This is a genomic window from Marinovum sp. 2_MG-2023 (assembly GCF_030548265.1).
Taxonomy (GTDB): Bacteria; Pseudomonadota; Alphaproteobacteria; order Rhodobacterales; family Rhodobacteraceae; genus Marinovum.
The window spans coordinates 186112-203704 of record NZ_JAUOSD010000002.1; the positions used below are offsets into that span (position 1 = coordinate 186112).

The 17593-nt window shown below is 60.3% G+C and carries 15 protein-coding genes; 8 read left to right on the top strand and 7 right to left on the bottom strand.

Annotated elements, in window-relative coordinates; translation table 11 throughout:
• Window positions 1-59: 59 nt before the first annotated feature.
• Window positions 60-1097 (top strand): LacI family DNA-binding transcriptional regulator, encoded by a 1038-nt coding sequence (locus Q4577_RS03725; protein ID WP_303468632.1) that lies wholly within the window; start codon window positions 60-62, stop codon window positions 1095-1097.
• Between the two features lie 112 nt (window positions 1098-1209).
• On the opposite strand, the gene Q4577_RS03730 is transcribed toward Q4577_RS03725, so the two are convergent.
• From Q4577_RS03730 to Q4577_RS03760, 7 genes are all read right to left on the bottom strand, one after another.
• Window positions 1210-2169, bottom strand: coding sequence for a D-glycerate dehydrogenase (locus Q4577_RS03730; protein ID WP_303468631.1), 960 nt, complete (start codon window positions 2167-2169; stop codon window positions 1210-1212).
• A gap of 8 nt (window positions 2170-2177) precedes the next feature.
• Complete coding sequence (locus Q4577_RS03735; protein ID WP_244688977.1) at window positions 2178-2888, bottom strand: RraA family protein; 711 nt, start codon at window positions 2886-2888, stop codon at window positions 2178-2180.
• 43 nt (window positions 2889-2931) lie between these two features.
• Complete coding sequence (locus tag Q4577_RS03740; protein ID WP_303468630.1) at window positions 2932-3687, bottom strand: SDR family NAD(P)-dependent oxidoreductase; 756 nt, start codon at window positions 3685-3687, stop codon at window positions 2932-2934.
• Complete coding sequence (gene hisD, locus Q4577_RS03745; protein ID WP_303468629.1) at window positions 3684-5015, bottom strand: histidinol dehydrogenase; 1332 nt, start codon at window positions 5013-5015, stop codon at window positions 3684-3686. The genes Q4577_RS03740 and hisD overlap by 4 nt, the downstream gene beginning before the upstream one ends.
• Window positions 5016-5120: 105 nt before the next feature.
• Window positions 5121-7025, bottom strand: a complete 1905-nt coding sequence (locus Q4577_RS03750; RefSeq protein ID WP_303468628.1) for a TRAP transporter fused permease subunit — start codon at window positions 7023-7025, stop codon at window positions 5121-5123.
• A 75-nt stretch (window positions 7026-7100) separates the two neighbouring features.
• A complete protein-coding gene (locus tag Q4577_RS03755) occupies window positions 7101-8069 on the bottom strand; it encodes a TAXI family TRAP transporter solute-binding subunit (RefSeq protein WP_303468627.1) in 969 nt (322 codons plus the stop codon).
• A gap of 108 nt (window positions 8070-8177) precedes the next feature.
• On the bottom strand, window positions 8178-9158 hold the full coding sequence (locus Q4577_RS03760; protein ID WP_244688982.1) for a LacI family DNA-binding transcriptional regulator: 981 nt from the start codon (window positions 9156-9158) through the stop codon (window positions 8178-8180).
• Window positions 9159-9853: 695 nt separating this feature from the next.
• On the opposite strand from Q4577_RS03760, the gene Q4577_RS03765 reads away from it, so the two are divergent.
• The 7 genes from Q4577_RS03765 (at window position 9854) to Q4577_RS03795 (ending at window position 17564) form a co-directional block, all read left to right on the top strand.
• Window positions 9854-10774: a LysR family transcriptional regulator gene (locus tag Q4577_RS03765; RefSeq protein WP_244688983.1), complete on the top strand. Its 921-nt coding sequence runs from the start codon at window positions 9854-9856 to the stop codon at window positions 10772-10774.
• Between the two features lie 120 nt (window positions 10775-10894).
• Window positions 10895-12229 carry an extracellular solute-binding protein gene (locus Q4577_RS03770; RefSeq protein WP_303468626.1) on the top strand — a complete coding sequence of 445 codons (1335 nt, stop codon included), beginning with the start codon at window positions 10895-10897 and terminating at the stop codon, window positions 12227-12229.
• 56 nt (window positions 12230-12285) lie between these two features.
• Window positions 12286-13161, top strand: a complete 876-nt coding sequence (locus Q4577_RS03775) for a carbohydrate ABC transporter permease (RefSeq protein ID WP_244688985.1) — start codon at window positions 12286-12288, stop codon at window positions 13159-13161.
• Complete coding sequence (locus Q4577_RS03780) at window positions 13158-14039, top strand: carbohydrate ABC transporter permease (protein ID WP_244688986.1); 882 nt, start codon at window positions 13158-13160, stop codon at window positions 14037-14039. Before Q4577_RS03775 ends, Q4577_RS03780 begins: the two co-directional genes overlap by 4 nt.
• A gap of 9 nt (window positions 14040-14048) precedes the next feature.
• Window positions 14049-15581, top strand: a complete 1533-nt coding sequence (locus Q4577_RS03785; RefSeq protein WP_303468625.1) for a sulfatase — start codon at window positions 14049-14051, stop codon at window positions 15579-15581.
• Window positions 15578-16504: a DUF4432 family protein gene (locus Q4577_RS03790; protein ID WP_303468624.1), complete on the top strand. Its 927-nt coding sequence runs from the start codon at window positions 15578-15580 to the stop codon at window positions 16502-16504. Before Q4577_RS03785 ends, Q4577_RS03790 begins: the two co-directional genes overlap by 4 nt.
• A gap of 1 nt (window position 16505) precedes the next feature.
• A complete protein-coding gene (locus Q4577_RS03795; protein WP_244688989.1) occupies window positions 16506-17564 on the top strand; it encodes an ABC transporter ATP-binding protein in 1059 nt (352 codons plus the stop codon).
• The last annotated feature ends 29 nt before the right edge of the window (window positions 17565-17593 follow it).

Genomic DNA, 17593 nt, shown 5'->3' on the forward strand with positions numbered 1-17593 from the left:
GCAGTGGGATTTGAGACCCGGATCAGGTAAAAGATCGCCTGTGAGGGAGCGGTAAGCCTATGAGAAAAAGAAAAACCTTGGTCGATGTCGCCGCCGCCGCAGGGGTCAGCAAGATGACAGCCTCACGCGCGCTGAGGGGCGACAAGGATGTGTCAGAGGCCAATGTCAAGAAGGTGAAACGCGCCGCCCGCGAGATCGGGTATTACGGGAATCATCTGGCTGCGTCGCTGTCCAGCAAACGCACCGACCTGATCGGAGTGGTCGTTCCCAACCTCTCAAACATCGTTTTTCCCGAAGTCATGTCCGGGGTGACCAACGCGCTGAAAGGCTCTCCTCTTCAGCCGGTGTTCGGTGTGACCGATTATGACCCCGAAACCGAATACGACATCATCCGCAACATGCTTTCCTGGCGGCCTGCCGGGCTGATCGTTGCCGGACTTGACCAGCCAGAGGATACCCGAAAATTGCTGGCCGGCGCCGGTATTCCCATCGTCCAGATCATGGATTGCGATGGCGACCCGGTCGATGCCTGTGTCGGATTTTCACAAATCGGGGCCGGGCGCGACATGGCGTCGGCCCTTCTTGCGGCGGGGCGGCGGCGCTTTGGATATGTCGGGCGCAACCTCGCCAAGGATCTCAGGGCGGCCAAGCGCAAGAAGGGTTTCCATGACAAGTTGCGCGACCAGGGGCTAGATTTCATCGACACAATCGACAGGTCGCACCTGCAGGAGGATGAGACCACACAATCAGCCATCGCCTGTGGGCGGCGTATGACGGCCGATCTTCTGGCCCGTCAACCTGATCTTGATTGCATCCATTTTTCCAACGACGACCTCGCCTTTGGCGGGTTGTGTCATTGCATCGCCGCGGGCATCGACGTGCCGGGCACGCTCGCCCTGGCCGGTTTCAACGGGCTGAGCCTTATCGAGGGGTTCCCCGGAAAGATCGCGACCTCCCGCACCGCCCGCCGCGAGATCGGCGAGACCGCCGCCAAGGCCATTCTGGAGACAGTCGAAGGCACCAAACCAGAGAGTGAAAAGATCCACATTCTGACCCCGACCATCACGCTCGGGGATTTGGCAGAGATTGCCAAGTGAACGCATCGGCGGTTGTGATGCGCGACCGGCCCTTTCCTGTCAGACCTATCGCCCAGCTTTGCTGCAATAACGCGCTTAGAACAACCGTTTCAGACCGCGATTCCGCTTTGGGTCACACGACGCGACAAGGAAGGTCCCGACCAGCAAAGAACGCATCGAGATTATCCGCCGCCATATGCCCCATCGCGGTGCGCACCTCTTCGGTTGCGGACCCGATATGCGGCAGCAGCGTGACGTTTTCCATTTCTCGCAGGATTTCCGGCACCTCTGGCTCTTTGGCAAAGACGTCGAAACCGGCCCCGGCGATGCGTTCCTCGGCCAGTGCTGCAATCAGGGCATCCTGGTCAAGACTGTCGCCACGCGCGGTATTGATCAAATAGGCCGAGGGCTTCATGCGGGCAATATGCGCGGCGGTGACCAACGGTGTGTCGCCACCGCCCGGCACATGGACGGACACCACATCCGCCGCCGCCATCACAGCATCAATGCTGTCCAACCTTTCGGCGGGGAAACCTAATTCGCCCACCGGTGAGCGGTTATAATAGGCGATTTTCATGCCAAACCCGACCGCCGCCCTATGCGCGACGGCCTGACCGATGCGGCCCATCCCGATAATGCCCAGCACCTTGCCCTGAATGCTGGAGCCCAAGCCATCGACAATGGAAAACCCGGTCCATCGCCCCGCGCGCAGCATTTTCTCGGCGGCAAAGGCCCGGCGTGTGACCGATAAAATCAACAGCAATGCGGTGTCGGCGGTGGCATCCGTCAGAACATCCGGCGTATTCGAAACGGCAATGCCTGTTGCCTTGGCCGCGTCGACATCAATGTTGGAATACCCGACACCGACATTGGCAATCATCCGCGTCTTGCACCCCTTGTCCTGTAGCATCTCCGCGGTGATCCGGTCGCTGACAGTCGGCACCAGGGCCTCATACGCGCAAAGCGCCCGGCCAATGGCCTCAGGCGTCATCGGCCTGTCGTCGGGGTTGAAGGTCGCCTCGTAGTTTTCGGCAAGACGCGCCTCAACCGCCGGTGTCAGCTTCCGCAGCACCAGAATTTTGGGTTTTTCCAATCGCGAGGTCATGTGCGTGCGGCTTCAAACTTTGCCCAGGCTTCTTCCAGCTTGTTGATATCAAATCCGGGTTCGCGGGCGGGGCCAAGCACGATGCTTTCGCTGGCGATCACGGTTTCGATTGCGCGTTTGAGATCGGGAATGACTTCGTCCGGAATGACCAGCGCGCCATGGCGGTCGGCGTGGATCAACTCGCCCTGTGCGACCCGCATCCCCATGACGCTGACGTCGGTGCCGATATCGACAACATGGACAAAACCGTGGCTGGGCCCGAGCGATCCGGCCAGCACCGGAAAACCCTCATCAATGACATCAAGATCGCGCAAGACGCCATTGGTCACCGCCCCCGCAAGGCCAAGACCCTTGTGAACGGCAACATGCACTTCGCCCCACCAACCGGCGATACAATTTGGATAATCGACATCCTCGACCACCGCCGCAGTTGGCCCGTTACCGGCCGCCATTGATCGGAAATACTCCATCCGGCGGGCCCGGATGACATCCGGGGCCTCGTTCGGGGGCGCAAGACCGGAAATGCGCGCCGTCCGTGCGAACCCGACAATGGCCGGATCGCCGGGTTTGGAATGCTGCATTGTGCCGCGCGTGAAACGGTTGAACCCCCGCTTGCCTTGCGCCACTTCAATCGCGTTGCAAACCGTCGGGGTGTCAACCTTGCGCAGCAGCGCCAAAAGATCGTCGGGAAGTGCTGTGTCGGTCATGGATCTTGTCCTCTTCAGAGAAAATTCTGTTCCGCGATATCTGTCAACCTGCGGTCCAACCGCCGTCGACCAACAGCGATGTCCCCGTGACAAGTGCGGCGGCATCAGAGGCCAGATAGATCACCGCCCCCATGATATCTTCGACCTCGCCGATGCGACCCAGCTTGATCTTTTCCTTGACCCAGGCCGCGCGCTCGGGGTTGTCGAATGTCTGATCGGTCAGCGGGGTGCGGATGAAGGTGGGGCAAATCGCATTGATGCGGATCTGGTCTGCGCCCCATTCGATGGCCATGGCCTTGATCATGCCTTCCAGACCATGTTTGGACGCGCAATAGACCGCGCGGTCGACACCGCCGACACGGCCCATTTGGCTGCCGATGTGGATGATTGAACCGCCGGTATCGGCCATGCATTTCGCTGCGGCCACCGACAGGAAATAGGCCCCCCGCAAGTTCACACCCATAACGGCATCGAAATCTTCGGGCGTGGTTTCAAGCGCGGGACCATGACGGGCAAGCCCCGCAGAATTGACCACCACGTCAAGCCGCTGACCATTCAGTGCCTCTGTAAGGGCGGGTTGATCGGCAATGTCCAATACCAAAGCCTCGGCAGACCAACCTTCGGCCTGCATTTCCTTCACCGTGTCGTCCAGACGGTCACGCCCGCGCGCGGCACAGATGACATGTGCGCCCATTTCGGCCAACGCCACCGCGCATGCCTGACCAATGCCTGACGAGGCCCCCGTCACCAAGGCGCGTTTGCCGTCCAGGCGCAGGGAAGGTGTGCGCGGCAGGCTCACTCTGCCGCCTCCGGCAGGGCAGCAGGCCCACCATATGGAACGTTGATGCCGCCATAGCGACGCACGCGCACATTGCATTGCTCGGCGTGGCCCACGAAGCCCTCCAACAGGCAAAGGCGCGACCCGTAAGCGCCAATCAGGGCTGCGGCCTCGTCTGTGGTCACCTTTTGATAGCTGTGTGTTTTCAGGTATTTGCCGACCCAAAGCCCGCCGGTATAGCGACCGGCCTTTTTGGTTGGCAACGTGTGGTTCGTGCCGATCACCTTGTCACCATTGGCCACATTGGTTCGCGGCCCAAGAAACAGCGCGCCGTAACAGGTCATATGCTCCAGGAACCAATCGTCGCGGTCGGTCATCACCTGAACATGTTCGCTTGCAATATCATCGGCGACGGCCAGCATCTCGTCATAGCTGTCACAGACGATCACCTCGCCGTAGTCTTCCCAGCTCACTCTGGCGGTGCCCGCAGTGGGCAGAAGGCCAAGCAGGCGGTCAATCTCGGACATGGTGTCCTGTGCCAGCTTTTCCGAATTGGTCAGCAGCACACAGGGGCTGTTATAGCCATGTTCCGCCTGCCCCAGAAGGTCGGTCGCGCACAATTCGGCATCGGCGGCGGTTTCATCCGCGATCACCATGGTTTCGGTGGGGCCGGCAAACAGATCAATGCCGATCCGGCCAAAAAGCTGGCGTTTGGCTTCGGCGACAAAGGCATTGCCGGGCCCGACAAGCAAATGCACCGGATCAATGCTTTCGGTGCCGATGGCCATTGCGCCGACGGCCTGAATGCCACCCAGAACATAGATCTCATGCGCGCCGCCAAGATGTATCGCCGCGATCACCCCCGGGTTCGGTTCCCCATTGAAGGGCGGCGTACAGGCGATGATGCGCGGCACGCCCGCAACGGATGCGGTGGCGACCGACATATGTGCGCTGGCTACCATCGGAAATTTGCCGCCGGGAATATAGCAGCCCACCGATTGCACGGGGATATTCTTGTGCCCCAAAATGACACCGGGCATCGGCTCTACCTCGATGTCCAGCATGGAATCGCGCTGCGCCTTGGCAAAATTGCGTACCTGCTCCTGAGCGAACTTGATGTCAGCGAGGTCCTGTGGGCTGACTTTGGCGATGATTGCCTCGATCTCTTCTTCGGTCAGCCGATAGGTGCTGCGATCATATTTGTCGAACTTCACCGACAATTCACGCACCGCCGCATCGCCACGCGTTTCGATATCTTTGAGTGTCGAGGCCACAACGGCGGCGGTCTTGGCGTCGTCTTCGGCACGATCTGCGGCGGGTTTCCCGCGTTTGAGATAGGTGATTGTCATGTGGGATCTCCAGTCATGTCTGAACCATGTTGTCTGATGGTGGCCCCGCCTGAAGTGCAGGGAATGCGGGCCACCTTAGGTATCTTTGTGATGTGCGCAGTGCGGTTACGCTGGTTGCAGGCTCTGGTTCTGATGGGCCTCGGTCGCCTTGCGGGACAGGACGACAAGCCCGCCAAACACCAGCACCGCAGTCAGTGTCGCCCACCAGGGCGGCAACAATGCCAGAGTAACCGGCACAAGCCAGAGCACACGTGACAGCCCGCCCCAGGGCAGCCGAGCGCCGCCCAGAAGATGCGCGACAGCCAGCGCAAAGACCGCCCCCGACAGCACCGCACGGGCAATGCCCTCGGCCCCGCCGCCGCCCAACATGCCCGGATAGGCAATGAACAGCATCGGCAACGCATAGGCAGTCGCCCCAAGCCGAAGGGTCTCCATCGCTACCTTCATCCAGGGTGCCTGGGCGATGGTGGCCGCGACAAACACCCCAAGACAGACCGGCGGCGTAATCACCGACAGCGCGGCGTAATACAGAACGAACATATGCACGACCAACGGGTCGATCCCCTGTTGGATCAGGGCCGGTGCAAAAACCGCAGCAACCATCACATAGGCGGCGGAGGTAGGCAGGCCCATGCCCGCGATCAGGCAGACCACTGCCATCAATCCGGCGATCACCCAGATTTGCCCCTGCCCGATTGCCAGCACCGCCGACGTCACGGCCACCCCGAACCCGGTCAGGTTGATCATTGCCACAAAGACCTGAGCACCCACCAACAGGATGCCGACGATGACAACGCCCTTGCCGCCGGCCTCCAGTGCCCGAATGATGATGCCGAATACCGCGCGGGGATCTTCACCACCGGAAATCCGGGCGACAAAAACGGCGACCAACATGGCAATCATGCCGAAACAGGCCGTCAATTCGACGGAATAGCCGTTGATAACGCCAAATCCCAACCCCAACAGCGCCGCCACAATCGGTGCCAACCGCCGGAAACTCATCGCGCCGCGCCAATCCGGCAGATCATCGGCGTTCACCGCGCGAAAGCTTTGGCGGCGCGCGATGACATGCACGGTAGAATAGATGCCAAGATAGAAAAGCAGCGCCGGAACAACCCCGGCAAGGGCGATGGACCAGTAATTCATGCCCACCAGTTCGGCCATGACAAACGCCGCGGTCCCCATGATCGGCGGCGCAAGCTGCCCCCCGGTCGAGGCAATGGCCTCTACCGCGCCGGCATAGGCGGGTGGGTATTTCAACCGCTTCATCAACGGGATGGTAAAATTGCCCGTTGTGGCAACATTGGCCACGGTCGACCCGTTGATCGCGCCGAAAAAGCCCGAAGCAAAAGTCGCGATTTTGGCCGCACCGCCCGGACGCGCACCACCAAGCCGCGCAGAAAGATCAAAAAACGTCTCGCCCGCGCCGGTGTGCAGCAGGATCGCGCCAAACAGCACAAAGGCCGCAAGCGTCGTCGATGCCACATTGACCAGCATCCCCCAAAGGCCGCGATCGGACAGAAAGATGATTTCCGTCAAATAACCCGCATCAAACCCGCGATGGCCGAATTGGCCGGGGATGAGATAGCCGAAAAACGCATAGGCCACAGAGGCCAGCACAATCATCGGGAACACCCAATTCGAGGTGCGGCGCGCCAATTCCAGCACACAGAGCAAGGTGCCGAACCCCATCACCATGTCCCAGCTGGTGGCCCAGGGCAGATCGGTCATTATGGCTTCGAAATTGCCGATGATATACGTGCCCGACGCTGTCACCGTCACAACGATTGCCGCGTCGATCACCATGCCCAGCGGGCGCCAGCGGCTGCCGCCAAACAGGGGGTGCATCATCACGGCAAGCGACACGATGGTCATCACGAACAACGCGCGCTGCACCAGAGATTCGAATGGTCCGTTAAAGGAGGTGTAGAATACGAAAGCCCCCAACAGGACGGCCAGCGCAGCAATGGTCGTTTGACGGACCTTTGCGAGGAAAGGAAGATCGGGCATCTCGGCACCTTTGGGCAAGAGATTGAATGAACGGGGCAGCCACAGGCCCGCCCCGTCAACAACACATCTGGATCGTTACTTGAGCCGATCAGGCACAGTCAGGCCGATTTCTTCGTAGTAACGAACCGCCCCGGGGTGCAGCGGGCTGGTGGCATATTGCAGCGTCAACTCGGGCAGGTTGTTGCCCTTGACCGCAGGAAACGCCGCTTCTTGCGCCGCCATGTTTTCCATCACCGCCTTGGTGATGTCATAAGCGGTCTGGTCATCCAAATTCGGGCGCGCCGACACGCCGATCATGAAACCCCATGATGTGTAAGGGCCGGAATTTTCCATGTCACCGCCGGGCATCTCGACAATCGAAAGTTCCGGCAATTCTTCGCGAATTTGCGCTTCCTGCGCATCGTCGAGCCCCAGCACCTGCACCGGCGTGAAAGCCGCAATATCGGTGGTCAGCGCGTCAAAGGATGTGCCGACCGCGCTCTTGATGAAACCGGCGGACCGGTTGTCCCGGATTGCATTGGCCAGTTCGCCATTGGACCCGCGCACCCAGTCCGGCGCGATCCCGAACAACTCAAAAACTTCAAGCGAGGTCGCCTCGGTCGAGGAACCGCGCGCCCCGGGACCAAATGCCATGCCGTTCAGATCTGCAAATTCGGTGACGCCTGAATCGCGGCGCACCACAACGTTTTGCGGCGCCAGCGAATAGGCCCAAAGCAGCCGGGATTCGACCGCGCGCCCGTCAAAGGATTTCACGCCGTTATAGGCATGATAAAGCGTCGACGTTGTGATCAAGCCGATATCCAGCTGATCCCGCGACATGCGTTTGAGATTGTCGACCGTCGCGCCGGTTTCCACCACCGAGGCCTGATAGCCGTCAGGATAGGCGCTGTTTACGATATTGGCCAATGCGGCAAAATAGGCGTAATGCGCGCTTTGCGAATTGGTCGCGCCAAAGGCAAGCCGCGTCTCTGCGGCAGCCGGAATGCTTGCTCCCAGACCCGCGATTGTCAAAGCTGCGGTCGAAATCAGAGTCTTGAATTTCATGTTGTGCCTCCCAGTAACATGGGCCCCAAAAAATCTGGTGCCTGCGCGGGAAAGAACAACAAAATGAAAAAGTCTGCAACGATTTCGCCCTATAGTGAAATTATTTCACTATCCGCTTTCACGCTCCTGCATTTCGCCCTGCAAGATTCGTATATCACCGGAATCGAACGACGCTTCGGCACTGGTGATGATATCGACCGCCTGGTGCAACATCCGACGCAGCGGCTGGCGCACCGTTGTCAGGCGATAGGCGGCCCAGGACGCCATCGGAATATCGTCAAAGCCGATGACCGCAATGTCCTGAGGCACCGAAACACCGGCAATGCGCGCCGCATCCAGAAAGGCTATGGCCATGATATCATTGGCACAAAATACCGCATCCGGCAGTGGCCGCTGCCCAAGAAGGTCCTGAGCGGCACGGAAGGCTTGTTGATAGTCGAACCCGCCATCCAACTGTCTATAGATAGGTGTTCCCGCTTCTTCGAGATGATCGCGAAATCCGCGCATCCGCTCTAAATGAGTAGACGTGTCGCGCCGCCCACCGACAAAGGCAATCCGTTGTCGACCCGCCGTCAAAAACCGTGACGCAATCTGTTGGGCGCCGCCGTAGTTGTCGCAGCACACCGCCATCATGGTATTGTCCGTTTGCACACGATTCAAAAGCACCGCCGGCAACCCGTTCTCGCGGCACAAACGCGCCATGTCCGAGGTCATTGTCGAACTTGCCAGGATCACACCTTCTGTCCGAAAATCAAGCACTTGCCGCATGATTGTATCCACCTCCTCGGCTGAGGGCACGACATGCACAATTGCTTTCAGCCCGCGTTCGGGCAATTGGCGCACCAGCTCGTCAACCGCGTTCGGATAAAACGGGTTGTGCAGCTCGCTGACCACCATCGCGATGGTGTTGGTTGCCTGTTTGGAAAGGGTCTTGTCGACGTTGCTGACATAACCCAGCCTCGCCGCCGCGGCAAAAATTGCCTTTCGCTTGTCCTCGGCAATGGGCGCATCGGACCGATACGCCCGCGAAACAGCCGAAGTGGACACCCCGGCAAGGTCGGCAACATCTTTGGCGGTAATCTTTTTCATACTTTGTCTATAGCCACACCAGACGCGTGCGTGAAATACTTTCATCGCGCCTGACGTCCTAAGGGCCCGCCAAATCGCTGGCGACAGAGCACGAGACCGCGCTGCCCCTCGAAATTCAGGGGCTTCAGCTACGCATTCTACAAATTTCGATTAACTTCCACCGATGGAAGCAACCCCGTGACGCCAAAATGGCTTTTGGGATCTGCAATTGACGCCCTGATACCCTGCTTGATGACAATAAACACAATGAATTCCCGCTTTCGACCTCAAGTTTTTCTTGAAATTTGTTAGCGGCATCCGACACTTTATGCTCCTCGCTACCGCTCACCGCGCTTGTCTTTTGGCAACTGCGTCACGCTGACGATCAATGGCCGCTTTTCGGCAACTTCCGGGCCTTGGGTGAATATGTTCAAAAATCCGCTTTATTGATCCCGTCAAAGTGGCGAAGACCCCAGTCGCGCAATCATGGCAACTCAATTCGCAGGGATACCCCAAACCAAGAACGTTTATACCAACGCGCGGCCAAGTTTCACCATTGTCATGGCGCGTTGCAAAACCGTCTCGCCGCAACGCGGGAAACGTCTGGGCAAGCATCATTTGCCAGATCCAATCCGTGAGTTAGCGCTTTGCCGCGCCGCGCGGGTCGTCTACCATATCTTCGCATCCTGACCTGACATGCTTGTGGGAACGAAGACGTGAACCGTGGCACTTTCGATCTTCGCCTGCTGGGCTATTTCCACCGCACCGCACAGACCGGCAATATCACGCGCGCGGCGGCAGAGCTCAATGTGGCGCAGCCCACGCTGTCCAAGGCGCTCAAGCTGTTGGAAGATCAGGTCGGCACACCGCTGCTGGAACGGCATGCACACGGGATTTCATTGACGCCGATTGGTGCGCGGCTGGCCGAACATGCGGCGGTGGTGGTGGCGCAGGTCAATGATGCCGCCGCCGAAATGGCGCAATTGCAGACCGGACAGGGCGGCCACGTGCAGATCGGCGCCGGCCCGTCCTGGGTGCGGCGCATGCTGCCCGAGGCGGTCAGCCGGATCACGACGCAACGGCCCGACATGATGATCGAGGTGCACACCGGGTTTGACGAGTCGCTGCTGGAGCGGCTGGCCAAGGGCGCGCTGGATTTCGTGGTCGCCGAACGGCCGCTGGACGGCGAAAGCGGAAATCTGGAATTCCGCTTGCTGACCGCAGACGATCTGATCGTCGTGGGACGGGCGGACCATCCGTTGGCCCGGCGCAAGTCAGTATCGACTTTGGATGCATTGGCGATGGCCTGGGCGCTGCCACCGGGGGATACGCTGGCGCGGCGCAAGCTTGACGGTCGGGTGATCAGCCTTGGCCATTCGCCGCCGCAGGCCCATGTGGTGTCGACATCGCTGACCTTCCTGCTGACCCACGCAAGCCAGACCGACACGCTGGTCTATACGACGCGTTCACAGCTTTTGACGCCCGAAGCGGCCCAGCTGGTGGAAATCGACGTGCCGGAGCTGGTGACCAACCGTCAGGCCGGTTTGATCTATCGCAGCCCCGGATTGTTGACCCCGGCGGCGCGGGTGATTGCCGATGCATTGATCGAGGAATGCGCCGCGGATCCCTTCAACTAAGGCATAGCCAGCGGCTATGGAGAGAGCAATTCTTTTCATTTCCGGAATGCCATCCGTCTGAGGTACACCCAATAACAAGCGATGCGGGAGGTATCGCAATTGCCACTCATGGGAGGTCACATGGCTCTTTTTACTGGACATACAAAACCCCTGCGCACCGGTCTTGCGGCCAGCGCACTGGCGCTCTGCGCGTCGCTGGCTTCGGCTGCGGAAACGCCGATCACCATCGTCATCAACCAATCGCCGTGGTTTCCCGGCTTTCAGGCGGTGGTCGAGAAATACGAAGAAGAAACTGGCAATACCGTCAACCTTGACGTCAATCCCTTTGCCGGCAGCCTGGAAAAACAGCGCACCGCCGTGCGTTCGGACGCCAGCCCCTTTGACATCCTGATCATGAACGCGGGCTTTTTCGTCGAATTCTATACCGGCGGCTTCATGCAGCCGCTGACCGATATCGACGCCGATTTCGCCCTGGGCGAAGACATCTATACCTTTGACGACAGCACCTGCTGGAACGCCGAGGCCAAGACAATCACCTGCGACGGTGGCGATCTGCTGACCGTGCCGGTCAACCCCAACGTGCTGATCCTGCACTATCGCAAAGATCTTTATGACGCGGCCGGCCTTTCGGCGCCCACCACCTGGGACGAGCTGTACGAAAACGCCAAGACCTTGCAGACCAATCGGCTCTACGGCATTTCGCAACGCGGCCAGCGCGGCACCTTTGACGTGACCTATGACGTCTTTCCCTACATCTGGTCGCATGGCGGCGGGGTTGTCGATCAGAACGACGATGGCAGCTTCGCGGTCACGATCAACTCCGAAGGCACGCTGGCCGGGATGGAAACCTACCTGAAATTGGCGAACGACGTGGGCCACCCCTCGACCGCCGGGCAGACCCAGACCAACGTGATTCAGAACATGGCCACCGGGCGCGCCGCGCATATCAACTCGGTGCCTGCGCCGGGGTTGTTTGACGATGACACCAAATCCATGGTGGTGGGCCAGGTCGCCTATGCGCCGCCTCCCGGCACGGCGGAAATCCCATCGGCCACGCCGCTGGGTCACTGGCTGGCGGGTGTGCCGAAAAACGTCGCGGATGAGAACAAGCAAGCGGCGCTGGCATTCCTGACATGGTTCCAGACCGATGCGGCACAGCGCGCCTATGCCGAAGCCGGGTCGATGCCGGTCAGCCGGGCGGTGCTTGAATCCGACATGGCCGATCAGCCGGAATACCGCTGGATGAAGGCCATGGCCGAAGCTGTGCCCAATGCGCGGCTGACATTCACCTTCCCCGAAGCAACCCAGGTTCTGGCGATCACAGAGCTGCGGTTCAATCAGGCCATCGGTGGCGAGCTGGAGCTGAAAGACGCGCTCAACACCGCTGCCGAAGAAATCACCAAGGTTATGCAGGACGCCGGATACGACATCCCCGCGCCTGAACTGCTCCAGTAACCTCCCCGGTGGTCGCGGCTTCGTTCGCGGCCACCAAAATCAACGGAGCCCGTCCCATGAAAACCGATACCTTCTGGCGTCACGCGACGCTATGGCCCGCGCTTGTCCTTTTTGCGCTTCTGACCATCCTGCCGCTGATGAAACTCTTTGCGCTCAGCTTCCATGACGTGGAGTGGGTCAACCGCGAAGCGGTCTGGGACTGGGTCGGGTTGTCCAATTACGCCAAGCTGCCGCAGGACAATCTGCTGCGGGCCGGGGCGTTGAACACGCTGATCTTTGCGGTGGTTGCCGTGGCGCTGCAAATGCTGCTTGGTTTCATCCTTGCCTTGCTGACCACGCGCGTGGTGCGGGGGCGGGTGTTTTACCGGACCGTTTTCATCCTGCCGATCCTTGTGCCCGGCATCATCATCGGCGCGATCTGGAAGCTGATGTATTCTTATGACTTTGGCGTGCTCAACAGCATCCTCATGGCCCTGGGACTTGCCCCGCAGGACTGGCTCGGCAGCCCCGATCTTGCGCTGTTGTCCGTGATCATCGTTGATGTCTGGCATTGGACGCCGTTCTGTTTCCTGCTGCTGCTCGCCGGGCTTGAGAGCCTGCCGGACGACATCTTTGAGGCCGCCAAGATCGACGGCGCCACCCGCTGGCAAGAGCTGCGTCACATCACCCTGCCGCTGATGCTGCCGACCATCGCCGTGACCTTTGTCTTCCGCATGATCCTCGCCTTCAAGGTATTCGACGAAATCTATCTGTTGACCGGCGGCGGGCCGGGCACCTCGACCGAGGTGATCAGCTTCACCATCTATCGCCGTTTCTTCACCGAGGATCAGACCGGCTATGGCGCCGCGATGTCCATCGCCGTGATCGCGGTGATTGCCGCCGGCATCATTGCCGCCACCCGCGCCACCGCCGGCAAAGGAGCCAAGGCATGACCCATGCATCCGACACCCACCAGCCGCTCGCCACGCCACAGCGCCGTTTCGCCCTGACCGACGGTCAGGTCGCGGTGATCCGCCACCTTATCCTGATGAGCTTTGCGCTGGTTGTGCTGTTTCCGTTCTTCTGGATCGTTTCAGCCGCATTCAAGACCCAGATTGATTTGTTGATGGGGCGTATCCTGTTCGAACCCAATCTCGACGGGTTCACCAAGGTCATCTTCGACAAGACCTCGGATTTCCTGCGCAACTTCGGCAATTCCATGGTGATTGGCGCGATCAGCACCTTTCTGGTGCTGGTGATCGCGACGCTGGCGGCCTTCTCGCTCTATCGTCTGCAATGGCCGGGTTGGGTGCTGCATTCGCTGCTGGGCTGGTCGGTGATCTTTCACATGGTGCCGCCGATCACGCTGGCGGGGGCGTGGTATTCGATGTTCCGTTCTGTTGGCCTCGACAACACCTATTCCGGCATCATCCTGGCACATACGACGCTGCATCTGCCGATGGCGCTTTGGATGATGGGGGTCTTTGTCCGTGATGTGCCCAAAGAGCTGGTCGAGGCCGCTCAGATCGACGGCGCCAAGGTGCCGCATATCCTCTGGCATGTGGTGCTGCCGATCGTGCGGCCCGGACTGGCGGCCACCGGCATTCTGACCTTCATCTTCAGCTGGAATGAATTCCCGGTCGTGTTGGTGCTCAGCCAGCGACAGACCGCCACCGTACCGCTTGGCATTGGCAAATACGCCCAGGAAAACACCATCGCCTTTACGGAAATGGCTGCGGCCTCGACCCTGTCGATCCTGCCTGCCTTCCTGCTGCTGCTCTTTGCCCAGCGTTTCATTGTCCGCGGCCTGACCTCTGGCGCTGTGAAATAGGAATTCCCGATGAAAACCGTTCTTGTACTCTTTGACTCGCTCAATCGCCGCGCACTGTCGCCCTATGGCGGCGACACGGTGCCCACCCCGAATTTTGACCGGCTGGCCGCGCGCAGTGCCCGGTTCGACAATCACCACGTCGGCTCCATGCCCTGTATGCCCGCCCGCCGGGATCTGATGACCGGGCGCATGTCCTTTCTGCATCGCAGCTGGGGGCCGATCGAACCCTATGACGTGACCTTTCCCGAGGTGCTGAGCCGTGACAAAGGCGTCTACAGCCATTTTGTCACCGATCATTTCCACTATTGGGAAGATGGCGGCGCGACCTATCACAACCGCTATGACAGCTACGAATTCTTTCGTGGACAAGAAGGCGACCGCTGGAAAGGCGTCGTCGCCCCCGACTGGCCCGGGATCGAAAAACGCTTTGATCCCGGTCAGGTGTCGCGCAAACCGCGCAGCTATCCGCGCCACAACGTGGTCAACCGCGACTATCTGGAGGACGAGGCCGCACATCCCAGTTTTCAGACCTTTGCCGCTGGTGTCGAATTCATCGAACACAACAAGACCGCCGAGGATTGGTTCCTTCAGATCGAAACATTTGCCCCGCATGAGCCGTTTTTTGCACCCAAGCGGTTCCGCGACATTGCCGGCGCGCGCGCCGATGGTCCGGCGCTGGATTGGCCGGAATATGGCCACAGCGACCGCCCGCTAGAGGAAAAGGACGAGCTGCGCGCCAGCTATCATGCCTCGCTTGCGATGTGTGACGAGCTTCTGGGGCAGGTTCTTGATGTCTTTGACCGCGACAACCTGTGGGACGACACCGCGCTGATTGTGACCACCGATCACGGCTTCCTGCTGGGCGAACATGATCTTTGGGCCAAAAACCGCATGGCGCTGTATCAGGAAATCGCCCAGATCCCGCTGTTCATCCATGATCCGGCCCATCCCGCAGCGGCGGGCACGACGGTGGCCGGCCTCAGCCAGACCCCCGATCTGGCCGCAACGATCCTCGATCTTTATGACGCCCCGCGCCCGGATCAGATGGCCTCGCCCTCGCTGCGCCCGATGCTGGCGGGACAGGCATCGCCGCATGAGGCGCTGATTTATGGCTTCTTTGGCGGCGCGGTGAATCTGACCGATGGGCAATACAGCTATCACCGGTATCCGGCGAATGTGGAAACCCAGGAAATCTATCAATACACGCTGATGCCGACGCATATCTTTGATTTCTTCCACCCAGAGGAGCTGACACAGGCGAAACTGGCCCCGCCCACCCCGTTCAGCCGCGACATGCCGCTTTTGCGGGTGCCGGTCAGTTCGAAATCGGCGATGTACAACACCTATGGGCCCGGCTGTCTGATCGAGGATGAAACCCGGCTCTATGATCTGGCGCGCGATCCGGGGCAGACAGCGCCATTGGACACCCCCGCGCTTGAGGCACAGCTGGCGGCACAAATGGCCGATCTGATGCGCGGGCTGGATGCCCCACAAGAGGCCTTTGCCCGGATCGACCTTTTGCCCGAAGCTGTCCCGGCATGATCCACGATTGGCAACATCAGGTGGCAGATCTGCGCCAACTGGCCGCCGTGCGGCGGATCACGCTGGATGATGGGCCGGAACGCGGCGTGCGCGCGCTCAGCTTTGACACCGGCGGCGGGCTGGCCTTTTGGGTGCTGGCCGATCGCAGCCTTGATATCGGCCCGCTCAGCTTTCGTGGCATGCCGCTGGCCTGGCAGCATCCGGCGGGGTTTGTCGCGCCGGGCCATCATGATGCAGAGGCCGACAGCGGCACCGGCATCCAGCGCAGCCTGTCGGGGTTTCTGGTCACTTGCGGGTTGGACAATGCCCGCCAATCGCGCGCGGGCATGCCGCTGCATGGCACGCTGCCGCTGACCCCGGCCCATGTCACCGCCTGCGGGGCGGATTGGGATCGCCCCGATCCGATGCTTTTTGCCACGGGTGAGGTCACCACCGCCCATCTCGGCGGCGCTTGTTTCCGGCTGCATCGCCGGATCGAGGCCCCGGTGGGCGGCGCGACGATGACGCTGATCGACCGGGTGGAAAACATCGGGCCGGAACCGGCGGAAATGCACATTCTCTATCACACCAATTTCGGCTATCCGTTGGTCGCCGCCGATACCACGGTGCGGCTGGATGGCGTTCCGCTGTCATTGGGGGATCAACACACCGCATGCCACCCCACGCCAAAGGGCGGCAGCGCCGACATCAGCCGCGCCGCCAGAGACAGCTGGCCGTCGGCCAAGGTCCAGATCGAAAGCGATTTGCCCTTTGTTCAGTTTTGGCGCGATGCCCGCCCCCGGCGCAACGTGCTGGCGATTGAACCGTCCAATTGCGACCGCACCGCCGACGGCACCAGCGGCCCCGGCACATGGCTGGCCCCCGGCGAAAGCTGGCAATCACACCAAAAATACACCTTTTTATCCGGCAATCAGGAGGAATGACATGGCACATGTTCGGCTGAACAACCTGTCCAAAAGCTATGGCAAGGTCGATGTGATCAAAGATGTCTCGCTTGACATCAAGGACGGCGAATTTGTCGTGCTGATCGGCCCGTCGGGCTGTGGCAAATCCACCCTGTTGCGCATGATCGCCGGGTTGGAAAGCATCACATCCGGCACGCTACAGATTGGCGGCGCCCCGATGAATGATGTGCCGCCTCGGGATCGCGGCATCTCGATGGTGTTTCAAAGCTATGCGCTTTACCCGCATATGAACAGCGCCGACAACATGTCGTTTTCCCTCAAACTCGCGGGCGAAGACGAACCCCAGCGGCGCAGCAAGGTCGACCGCGCGGCGGATATCCTGGGGCTTGGGCCCTATCTGGATCGGTTGCCAAAACAGCTTTCGGGCGGACAACGCCAGCGCGTGGCCATGGGCCGCGCCATCGTGCGCAAACCCGAGGTGTTCCTGTTTGACGAACCGCTGTCAAACCTTGATGCCAAGCTGCGGGTCAAGATGCGTGCCGAGCTGAAAGAACTGCATCAGAAGCTGAAAACCACCACGATTTATGTCACCCATGATCAGGTCGAGGCGATGACACTCGCCGACCGCATCGTTGTGTTGCGCGATGGGGAAATCGAACAGATCGGCACCCCGCTAGAGCTTTATGACAATCCGGCCAATGCTTTTGTCGGGGCGTTTCTTGGATCGCCGACGATGAACCTACTGGACCTCGAGGTATCGGCCGAGAACCCCTCAGAGGCGCGTTTTTCCGATGGCGAGGCCCTGCGGCTTGCCGCGCCGGCGGCACCGGGACGGGCGACCGTGGGCATTCGCCCCGAATGTTTCGCGCTGCAATCCGAAGCCGGATCCGGGGCGCTGCGGGCCGAGGTTGTGGTGGTCGAACCGACAGGCGCCTCCACGGAACTGGTGGTGCGCAAGGCCGGGCAGAATATCACCGTCCTGTCACACGAACGTCTGGCGATCAATCCCGGTGACAGCGTCTGGCTGGTCCCGAATGCGGAACGCGTGCATGCCTTTCCCGACGGGGCTGCGGCCTGAAAAACCTCTTGCCCCCTGACCCGCGCCCC

Coding starts and splice junctions, on each gene's coding strand:
- Q4577_RS03785 (WP_303468625.1), top strand. CDS start 14,049: ATGAAAACCGTTCTTGTACTCTTTGACTCGCTCAATCGCCGCGCACTG.
- Q4577_RS03770 (WP_303468626.1), top strand. CDS start 10,895: ATGGCTCTTTTTACTGGACATACAAAACCCCTGCGCACCGGTCTTGCG.
- Q4577_RS03780 (WP_244688986.1), top strand. CDS start 13,158: ATGACCCATGCATCCGACACCCACCAGCCGCTCGCCACGCCACAGCGC.
- Q4577_RS03775 (WP_244688985.1), top strand. CDS start 12,286: ATGAAAACCGATACCTTCTGGCGTCACGCGACGCTATGGCCCGCGCTT.
- Q4577_RS03790 (WP_303468624.1), top strand. CDS start 15,578: ATGATCCACGATTGGCAACATCAGGTGGCAGATCTGCGCCAACTGGCC.
- Q4577_RS03755 (WP_303468627.1), bottom strand. CDS start 8,069: ATGAAATTCAAGACTCTGATTTCGACCGCAGCTTTGACAATCGCGGGT.
- Q4577_RS03750 (WP_303468628.1), bottom strand. CDS start 7,025: ATGCCCGATCTTCCTTTCCTCGCAAAGGTCCGTCAAACGACCATTGCT.
- Q4577_RS03760 (WP_244688982.1), bottom strand. CDS start 9,158: ATGAAAAAGATTACCGCCAAAGATGTTGCCGACCTTGCCGGGGTGTCC.
- Q4577_RS03735 (WP_244688977.1), bottom strand. CDS start 2,888: ATGACCGACACAGCACTTCCCGACGATCTTTTGGCGCTGCTGCGCAAG.
- Q4577_RS03795 (WP_244688989.1), top strand. CDS start 16,506: ATGGCACATGTTCGGCTGAACAACCTGTCCAAAAGCTATGGCAAGGTC.
- hisD (WP_303468629.1), bottom strand. CDS start 5,015: ATGACAATCACCTATCTCAAACGCGGGAAACCCGCCGCAGATCGTGCC.
- Q4577_RS03725 (WP_303468632.1), top strand. CDS start 60: ATGAGAAAAAGAAAAACCTTGGTCGATGTCGCCGCCGCCGCAGGGGTC.